Raw genomic sequence first — 8,313 nt, 5'->3', positions numbered from 1 at the left:
GCCGTCCCGGCCGCGGTGCGCGCGCCGGGGCGGCCCGCCGCCGCGAGCGCCGGAGCCACCACCGGACGGCCAGCAGCAGCGCCACCGCGCCCGCGGCCAGCAGCAACGACCGGTCCATCCGCCGACCGTACCGGGCCGGGCCGCGGCTGTGACATTCGACGATTTGTCCGTTCCGTGCTGCTGATCGGTCACGGAACGGCGACGGCGTCCGGCCGGGCCCGGGGATCGCGGCCGCCCCGGAAAAGCTGATCACGACAACCCGAGCACCGCTCGGGACCTCGGTCCGAAGGTGGTGACCAGATGAGCCCCAGCAGCAACGACCTGTGGTCCTACGCCGAGATCGCCCGGCACATCAACGTCCAGTCCGAGACCGTCCGCAACTACCGCCGGCACGGCCTGCTCCCCGAACCCGACCTGACCGACGGCAACGGGCACCCCCGCTGGTACCCCGACACCATCAGAGCCTGGGCCCGCAACCGTCCCGGGCACCGCTGACCCTCCGTCGAACGCCCGCCCGCGCCCCCGGCCCGTTCTGGTGATTCCAGCCACAGCGCGGCACGGGGACGGGGGCAAAGTGCCGTCCGGCCCTTACCCTCGACACGCAACGACCGTACCGGGGCAGCCCACGCCGACCCCCTGCGGGACCAATGACCATCGGGGCGGAGGGGCTCGGCATGCAACTGACCGTGGTGGGGTGCTCGGGGAGCTTCCCGTCCGCCGACTCGCCCTGTTCCAGCTACCTGGTGGAGGCCGACGGCTTCCGGGCCGTGCTCGACCTCGGCAACGGGGCGCTCGGCGCCCTGCAGAACTACGTCGGCCTGTACGATGTCGACGCCGTGCTCCTCAGCCACCTGCACGCCGACCACTGCGTCGACCTGTGCGCCTACTGGGTCGCCCGCAACTACCGGGTGGAGGGCTGCCCCGACCCGGTGCCGGTGTACGGCCCGGCCGGAACCCCCGAACGGCTCGCCCGCGCCTACGACATGCCGGAGGAGCCCGGTATGACCGAGGTCTTCGAGTTCCGCACCCTCAAGCCCGGCACCTTCGACCTCGGACCGCTGCGGATCACCACGGTCCAGGTCAACCACCCGGTCGAGGCGTACGCTTTCCGGATCGAGCACGGCGGCCACGCGATCGTCTACTCCGGCGACACCGGCGAGAGCGCCGACCTGGTCGAGCTGGCCACCGGCGCCGACCTGTTCCTGTGCGAGGCCGCCTACACCGACGGCAAGGACACCTACCAGGCCGTCCACCTCAACGGCCGGGAGGCCGGCGAGCACGCCACCGCCGCCGGCGCCAAGCGCCTGGTGCTCACCCACATCCCGCCGTGGACGGACGCCCAGCGCAACCTCCGCGACGCCGAGGCCGCCTACCGCGGTCCGGTGGAGCTCGCCAGACCCGGCGCCGTCTACCGGTTCTGATCCCCGGCGCCGGCCGCCGGCCGGTCCGCCACCTCGACGATCACCAGGGTGCCCGAGCTGCCGGCCCGCACCGCGTGCCGGTGCCCGCCCGGCACCAGGCACAGCTCACCGGCTCGCACCGACAACTCGCGGCCCTCCAAGGTGAGTTCCAGCTGTCCGTCGAGCACCAGCAGGGCCTCGGTGGTGGTGTGCACCTCCGGCGGGACCGGGCGCCCGTCCATCCGCAGCACCTTCACCCCCGCCGCCCCCACCTCGCCGAGCAACTGCGAACTCCACGCCACGGGCAGCCCCGCGGCCGTCTCCACCAGGTCGGTCACACGCACGCCGAACACACCCCTCACGGGCCTCGGAAGCAACGGATGCGAAGGACGCTACCGGGCGGGGCCCGCCCGTTGGTCGACCGTCCGGCAAAGAAATCCGCCCGCCGCCTGCCGCCGCCCGCGCGGACACCGGTGCCCCGCCGCACGGGGACGCGACGGGGCACCGGGGGAGCGGGTGGCGGTCAGGCCTTGGTGACGTCCTCGATCTCCTCGTCGCTCTCGCGGCCGGGGGTCTTGAGGTTGAACTTCACGATCGCGAAGCGGAACACCGCGTAGTAGATCGCGCCGAAGACCAGGCCGATCGGGATGATCAGCAGCGGCTTGCTCGCGAGGTGCCAGTTGATCACGTAGTCGATCAGGCCGGCCGAGAAGCTGAAGCCGTCGTGCACCCCGAGCGCCCAGGTGACGGCCATCGACAGCGCGGTCAGCACGGCGTGGATCGCGTAGAGCACCGGCGCGATGAACAGGAAGGTGAACTCGATCGGCTCGGTCACACCGGTCACGATGCTGGTCAGCGCGAGCGAGGTCATCATGCCGAGCACGACCTTGCGGCGCTCCGGGCGGGCGGCGTGTGCGATGGCGAGGGCGGCGGCGGGCAGCGCGAACATCATGATCGGGAAGAAGCCGGACTGGAACTGCCCCGCGGTCGGGTCGCCGGCAAGGAAGCGGTTGATGTCGCCGTTGACGACCTTGCCGGTGGCGTCGGTGAAGCTGCCGGTCTGGAACCACGCGTAGGTGTTGACGAACTGGTGCATGCCGATCGGGATCAGCGCGCGGTTGACCAGGCCGAAGATGCCGGCGCCGAGCGCGCCCGCGCCCACCAGCTTGTCGTTGCCGCCGGAGATGACGTCACCGATCGGGCCCCAGCACAGGCCGAACAGGATGCCCAGCGCGGTGCCGACGAAGGCCATGATGATCGGGACGAGCCGGCGCCCGTTGAAGAAGCCGAGCCAGTCCACCAGCTTGGTGCGGTGGTACTTCTGCCACAGGACGGCGGCCAGCAGGCCCACCACCACCCCGCCGAGCACCCCGGGGTTCTGCGGCTTGCCGGCCGGCAGCGCGGCGGTCACCGTGCCCTCGGCCGGGAAGACGGTCAGCACCTGCTTGAAGACCAGGTAGCCGACCAGCGCCGCGAGGGCGGTCGAACCGTCGGCCTTCTTGGCGAAGCCGATGGCGACACCGACGCAGAACAGCAGCGGGAGGTTGTCCAGCACCGCACCGCCGGCCGCGCCGAACACCTGGACGAGCTTGGCGGGGAAGTGCCAGCTGGTCTGCACGTCCGGCTGGCCCAGACGGGCCAGGATGCCGGCGGCCGGGAGCACCGCGATCGGCAGCTGGAGGCTGCGGCCGACCTTCTGCAGGCCGGGAAGGATTCCGGAGCCGAACTTCTTTCCCGGCTTGGGGGCGGCGGCGGGTGCCGGAGCCTGCGCAGTCGTACTCATGGGGGTGGTTCCTCACGACAGGGCGGGTCGGACGTCGGGTGGAGCGTCGGGGGCCGACTCGCGAACTGGTCTACACCACTAGTGGTGTAGACCAGTTTTCTAACACGTGCGGACAGGGTGAGGAACCCCGGAAAGCCGCGCAGGTGGGAAGCGCTATGAAATCGAAACCTTGTTGTGGATTGGCGATCTTGGCTACCCGCCGTAACAGTTCTTTTGGCGAGTCGCGCAACAAAAGATTTCCCAAGTGACGCACGGTCAGGCCTTGGTGACGTCCTCGACCTGGTCGTCGTCCTCGCGGCCGGGTGTCTTCACGTCGAACCGCACGATCACGAAGCGGAAGACCGCGTAGTAGACGGCCGCGAATCCCAGCCCGACCGGGATGATCACCCATGGTCTGGTGGCGAGGCTCCAGTTCAGCAGGTAGTCGATCAGCCCGGCCGAGAAGGCGAAGCCGTCGTGCACGCCGAGCCCCCAGGTGACCGCCATCGAGGCGCCGGTGAGCAGGGCGTGGAGGATGAACAGGACGGGGGCGATGTAGGCGAAGGAGTACTCGATCGGCTCGGTGATGCCGGTGATCGCGGAGGTCAGTGCGACCGAGGTCATCAGGCCGTAGATCTCCTTGCGGCGGTGCGGCTTGGCGCTGTGCGCGATGGCGAGGGCGGCGGCCGGCAGCGCGAACATGAAGATCGGGAAGAAGCCGGTCATGAACTGGCCGGCCGTCGGGTCGCCGGCCAGGAAGCGGGCGATGTCGCCGTGCACCTCGGTGCCGTCCGCCTTGACGTACGTGCCGAACTGGAACCATGGGAAGAAGTTCAGCAGCTGGTGCATGCCGATCAGCAGCAGGGCCCGGTTGGCCACGCCGAACAGCCCGGAGCCGATCGAGCCCAGGTCCGCCAGCCACTGCGCGAACGACTCCAGCGCGTCGCCGATCGGCGGCCAGACCCACAGGCAGAGCGCCGCGAAGACCAGGCCGACCAGGGCGGTGATCATCGGGACCAGGCGCCGCCCGTTGAAGAAACCCAGCCAGTCGACCAGCCTGGTGCGGTGGAAGCGGACCCAGAGCCAGGCCGACATCAACCCCATCAGGATGCCGCCGAGCACCCCGGGGTTCTGGAAGCCGATGTTGGACGCCGACTGCTTGGCGTAGTCGATGCACTGGGTGCCGGCCACCACGCCCTTGCAGGCGCTGAGGTCGGGGAAGGCCTGGAGGACCTTGTAGTAGACCAGGAAGCCGGTCACCGCGGCCAGCGCGGTCGAACCGTCGGCCTTCTTGGCCATGCCGATCGCGACCCCGATGCAGAACAGCAGCGGCAGGCCGAGCGAGCCGTCCAGCAGGGCCGCGCCGGCCGCCGCGAAGGCCTTGGCGACGTTGTCCCAGCCGAGGCCGTCCGCGCCGAGCAGGTCGGGCTGGCCGAAGCGGTTCAGGATGCCGGCCGCGGGCAGGACGGCCACCGGGAGCTGGAGGCTGCGGCCCATCTTCTGCAGGCCGCCGTAGAACGTCTGCCACCAGGGCGTCTGCGGAACCGTGGCGCCTGCCGAGCTCATGTCGTCCTCCGAGTGCCGGAACCCGCCAGGCCGGGCGGGAACGCGGGCGAGCTGTCCCGCGTTGTCCGGAGTGCACCTAGTATTGGTGTAGACCACTTCGGATGGGGCGGTCGCGCCGGGTCCTGGGCCCAGTGATCGCCATCCTGGGACCGCCGCCCCGGGCCTGCGCGTCGGAATAGCCCAAAAGTGGACTAACGTGGCATATCGCCCGGAGACGGGTGATGCTTGACGCGCTGCTCCGACGGCGCGACAGCTGATCGGGCGTCACCGTCCCCGGCAGCGCCCACCGCACACCGCACACCGCACACGCAGTACGGCCGCTGGCGACACCCCGCCGAGGCGCCGCGACAGAGGGAGAAAGACATGGCCACCAAGGCTGAGAAGATCGTCGCCGGTCTCGGCGGTATCGACAACATCGAAGAGGTCGAAGGCTGCATCACCCGCCTGCGCACCGAGGTCGTCGACCCGAGCAAGGTCGACGAGGCCGCCCTCAAGGCCGCCGGCGCCCACGGGGTCGTCAAGATGGGCACCGCGATCCAGGTCGTCATCGGCACCGACGCCGACCCCATCGCCGCCGACATCGAGGACATGATGTGAGCTGACCCCCCGCTCACCACCACGGCCCGCCTCCCCCGCCCGGGGGCGGCGGGCCGTCGCGTACGCCCGGAACCACTACGCTCGTTGTCCATGTCACGAATCGACGGCCGCACCGCCGACCAGCTCCGCCCCATCACCATCGAGCGCGGCTGGAGCAAGCACGCCGAAGGATCCGTCCTGGTCTCCTACGGCGACACCAAGGTGCTCTGCACCGCCAGCGTCACCGAAGGCGTCCCCCGCTGGCGCAAGGGCAGCGGCGAGGGCTGGGTCACCGCCGAGTACGCCATGCTCCCGCGCGCCACCAACACCCGCGGCGACCGCGAATCCGTCCGCGGCAAGATCGGCGGCCGCACCCACGAGATCAGCCGCCTGATCGGCCGCTCCCTGCGCGCCGTCATCGACCACCGCGCCCTCGCCGAGAACACCTTCGTCCTCGACTGCGACGTCCTCCAGGCCGACGGCGGCACCCGCACCGCCGCCATCACCGGCGCCTACGTCGCGCTCGTCGACGCCGTCTCCTGGGCCCGCGAGAAGAAGATCCTGCGCGCCAAGGGCCAGCCCATCACCGGCGGCGTCAGCGCCGTCAGCGTCGGCATCATCGACGGCGTCCCGATGCTCGACCTGCGCTACGAGGAGGACGTCCGCGCCGAGACCGACATGAACATCGTCTGCACCTCGGACGGCCGCTTCGTCGAGGTCCAGGGCACCGCCGAAGGCGCCCCCTTCGACCGCGACCTGCTCAACCAGCTGCTCGACCTCGGCACCCTCGGCTGCGCCGAACTCGACGAGATCCAGCGCAAGGCCCTCGAGGCCTGACAACGCCCGACCCCGCGTCACCCCCGGCCGGCCGCCCACGCGGCCGGCCGGTCGCGTCCTGACGAAGCCGCGCGCCGGCGCAACCGCCGCCGCGCCGCCCGGCGTCCTCACCGATGCTGTACACACCGCGGGACAGCCCGTACGGTGCCCCCAGAGACCCCGCAGCCGCCGAACTCCCACCGAAGGAACGCGATGCCGCAGCCGGCCAGCATCAACCGCCCCGCCGCGTTGGCCGTGGCGGCCCTCGTCCTGATCCTGCCGCTCAGCGCGGTCAGCTGCTCCGCCGCCCAGAAGGCGATCGACTGCGGCAACACCGCGGTCACCATCACCAACGACATCGCCAACGTCTCCAGCGCGTTCAACAACGCCGACAACGACCCCACGGCGGCCGGCCAGGCCATGCAGCAGCTCAAGACCGACATCGACAAGCTCGGCCGCAACTCCAGCGACACCGACGTCAGCAAGGCCCTCACCGACCTGCAGACCCAGGTCCAGAACGTCCAGCAGGCCATGGACCGCAAGCAGGCCCCCGACCTGCAGCCGCTCGGCGCCGCCGCCGGCAACCTCAGCAAGGCCTGCACCGGCTGAGCCCGGACCACCCCCTAGGGTGGACGCCATGACTACCCGACGCCTCGTCCTCGCCACCCGCAACCGCCACAAGGTCGCGGAGCTGCGCGACATCCTCGGTGCCGCCGGGCTGGACGTCGAACTGGTCGGCGCCGACGCCTACCCCGAGATCCCCGACGTCCCCGAGACCGGGGTCACCTTCGCCGAGAACGCCCTGCTCAAGGCACACGCCCTGGCCGAGGCCACCGGCCTGCCCGCGGTCGCCGACGACTCCGGCCTGTGCGTCGACGTGCTCGGCGGCGCCCCCGGCATCTTCTCCGCCCGCTGGGCCGGCAAGCACGGCGACGACCGCGCCAACCTCGACCTGCTGCTCGCCCAGCTCGGCGACATCTCCGACCCGCACCGCGCCGCCCACTTCGCCTGCGCCGCCGCCCTCGCCCTGCCGGACGGCACCGAGCGGGTCGTCGAGGGGCGGCTGCGGGGCACCCTGCGGACCGCCCCCGCGGGCGACGGCGGCTTCGGCTACGACCCGATCCTCCAGCCCGACGGCGACACCCGCACCTGCGCCGAGCTCACCGCGGCCGAGAAGAACGCCATCAGCCACCGCGGCCAGGCCTTCCGCGCCCTCGCCCCGGTGGTCCGCGAGCTGATCGGCTGACAGACCGTCGACCGGAACGGCGAGAGCCCCTGAACCTTCGTTTCGAAGGCCAAGGGGCTCTCTTGCCGGTACGCCCGGTGGGATTCGAACCCACGACACTGCGGACCTAAACCGCATCCCTCTCGCCAGCTGGGGTACGGGCGCATACCCTCGCCAGCGTACCCGCTGTGCTCCGCGCGGGGGTAACGGGTATGGGCGAGTCCGCCCGGCCGTCGCCGCCGACGCGCTTGCGGCCGCAGTACGTCGGGGTGACGGAGTGGCAGTTGGGGCAGAGCAGTCGGAGGTTCTCGGCCCGGTTGTCGAGCCAGTCGCCGTTGACGTGGTCGACCTCCAGCGTCATCGGGCGGCCGAGCCACTGCGGCGGGGTGCCGCAGAGCTCGCAGTTGGCCGGACGCCCGAGCCGGGCGAGCATCGCGCGAAGACGTCCGCCGGGGATTCGCGGGCTGCCCGGCGGCAGCCGGACGAGGAGGTCCTCGGGTCCGCGGCGGGGCCCGGTCGGCCGGCCCCGGGTGTGCGCCTGCCCGGTGAAGTGGCCTGTGTCGACCCCGTGGAACGCGATGCTGCGCCGGACCAGCCGCCGCGCCGCATTGGTCTCGGGCAGCCCCAGCGCGCGCACCACGCCGATCACGCTGCGCTGTGCGACGACCGCCTCGCGCAGCGCGGGCCCCGGCACCGGGGGCGCGCTGCACAGGCGGGCGGGCGGGAAGTGCGCGGTGTCGATCCCGTAGTGCTTCAGACGCCGGCTCAGATAGCTGCGGGTGCCGCCGGACATCGGGACGCCGAGCCGGCGCATCATGTCGTTCACGCTGGCCGACTCGGCCGCCAGTGCGGTGAGCAGTTCGCGGGTGTAGCGGACGGGCATGGTGGGGCCTCCCCTGTGGGTCGGTGGGGTGTCGTCCCGTGCAGATACGAACGAGTGTTGGGGCGGGCGGGTGCGGGGTGTGCGG

The 8,313-nt window shown here is 71.4% G+C and carries 9 protein-coding genes and 1 tRNA gene; 6 read left to right on the top strand and 4 right to left on the bottom strand.

Going from position 1 to position 8,313, the window contains the following annotated elements:
* Positions 1-300 precede the first annotated feature (300 nt).
* Together AA75_RS32020 and AA75_RS32015 are read left to right on the top strand one after the other, a co-directional pair.
* Positions 301-495 carry a MerR family transcriptional regulator gene (locus tag AA75_RS32020; RefSeq protein WP_033823838.1) on the top strand — a complete coding sequence of 65 codons (195 nt, stop codon included), beginning with the start codon at positions 301-303 and terminating at the stop codon, positions 493-495.
* Positions 496-674: 179 nt separating this feature from the next.
* Positions 675-1,421: an MBL fold metallo-hydrolase gene (locus AA75_RS32015; RefSeq protein WP_033823842.1), complete on the top strand. Its 747-nt coding sequence runs from the start codon at positions 675-677 to the stop codon at positions 1,419-1,421.
* Here the strand turns inward: AA75_RS32015 and AA75_RS32010 are convergent.
* The 3 genes from AA75_RS32010 to AA75_RS32000 form a co-directional block, all read right to left on the bottom strand.
* Entirely contained in the window at positions 1,409-1,744 is a 336-nt protein-coding gene (locus AA75_RS32010; protein ID WP_033823841.1) for a cupin domain-containing protein, read from the bottom strand. The two genes, AA75_RS32015 and AA75_RS32010, sit on opposite strands and share 13 nt — an antisense overlap.
* Positions 1,745-1,923: 179 nt before the next feature.
* Positions 1,924-3,183, bottom strand: coding sequence for a PTS transporter subunit EIIC (locus AA75_RS32005; RefSeq protein ID WP_033823837.1), 1,260 nt, complete (start codon positions 3,181-3,183; stop codon positions 1,924-1,926).
* 255 nt (positions 3,184-3,438) lie between these two features.
* The gene (locus tag AA75_RS32000; RefSeq protein ID WP_033823836.1) at positions 3,439-4,728 is read right to left on the bottom strand and encodes a PTS transporter subunit EIIC; all 1,290 of its coding nucleotides are present in this window, start codon (positions 4,726-4,728) and stop codon (positions 3,439-3,441) included.
* Positions 4,729-5,091: 363 nt separating this feature from the next.
* Between AA75_RS32000 and AA75_RS31995 the strand changes: the two genes are divergently transcribed.
* The 4 genes from AA75_RS31995 to rdgB all read left to right on the top strand — a co-directional run bounded on the left by AA75_RS31995 (position 5,092) and on the right by rdgB (position 7,366).
* Positions 5,092-5,325 (top strand): glucose PTS transporter subunit EIIB, encoded by a 234-nt coding sequence (locus tag AA75_RS31995; protein WP_030569190.1) that lies wholly within the window; start codon positions 5,092-5,094, stop codon positions 5,323-5,325.
* A 90-nt stretch (positions 5,326-5,415) separates the two neighbouring features.
* On the top strand, positions 5,416-6,141 hold the full coding sequence (gene rph, locus AA75_RS31990) for a ribonuclease PH (protein ID WP_033823835.1): 726 nt from the start codon (positions 5,416-5,418) through the stop codon (positions 6,139-6,141).
* Positions 6,142-6,333: 192 nt separating this feature from the next.
* Positions 6,334-6,729: a hypothetical protein gene (locus tag AA75_RS31985; protein ID WP_051813869.1), complete on the top strand. Its 396-nt coding sequence runs from the start codon at positions 6,334-6,336 to the stop codon at positions 6,727-6,729.
* Between the two features lie 28 nt (positions 6,730-6,757).
* Complete coding sequence (gene rdgB, locus AA75_RS31980) at positions 6,758-7,366, top strand: RdgB/HAM1 family non-canonical purine NTP pyrophosphatase (RefSeq protein ID WP_033823834.1); 609 nt, start codon at positions 6,758-6,760, stop codon at positions 7,364-7,366.
* 69 nt (positions 7,367-7,435) lie between these two features.
* On the opposite strand, the gene AA75_RS31975 is transcribed toward rdgB, so the two are convergent.
* Positions 7,436-7,510 (bottom strand) — tRNA-Leu (locus AA75_RS31975).
* Positions 7,511-8,313: the final 803 nt, after the last annotated feature.

The sequence above is a fragment of the Kitasatospora sp. MBT63 genome (assembly GCF_000710465.2).
Taxonomy (GTDB): Bacteria; Actinomycetota; Actinomycetes; order Streptomycetales; family Streptomycetaceae; genus Kitasatospora.
The sequence above is the reverse complement of the archived record's forward strand: the minus strand, read 5'-3'. Positions and strand labels throughout refer to the sequence as shown.

What these genes read in the sequence shown, in the direction of transcription:
- AA75_RS32020 (WP_033823838.1), top strand. Translation starts at nt 301, where the DNA reads ATGAGCCCCAGCAGCAACGACCTGTGGTCCTACGCCGAGATCGCCCGG.
- AA75_RS32015 (WP_033823842.1), top strand. Translation starts at nt 675, where the DNA reads ATGCAACTGACCGTGGTGGGGTGCTCGGGGAGCTTCCCGTCCGCCGAC.
- AA75_RS32005 (WP_033823837.1), bottom strand. Translation starts at nt 3,183, where the DNA reads ATGAGTACGACTGCGCAGGCTCCGGCACCCGCCGCCGCCCCCAAGCCG.
- AA75_RS32000 (WP_033823836.1), bottom strand. Translation starts at nt 4,728, where the DNA reads ATGAGCTCGGCAGGCGCCACGGTTCCGCAGACGCCCTGGTGGCAGACG.
- AA75_RS31995 (WP_030569190.1), top strand. Translation starts at nt 5,092, where the DNA reads ATGGCCACCAAGGCTGAGAAGATCGTCGCCGGTCTCGGCGGTATCGAC.
- rph (WP_033823835.1), top strand. Translation starts at nt 5,416, where the DNA reads ATGTCACGAATCGACGGCCGCACCGCCGACCAGCTCCGCCCCATCACC.
- AA75_RS31985 (WP_051813869.1), top strand. Translation starts at nt 6,334, where the DNA reads ATGCCGCAGCCGGCCAGCATCAACCGCCCCGCCGCGTTGGCCGTGGCG.
- rdgB (WP_033823834.1), top strand. Translation starts at nt 6,758, where the DNA reads ATGACTACCCGACGCCTCGTCCTCGCCACCCGCAACCGCCACAAGGTC.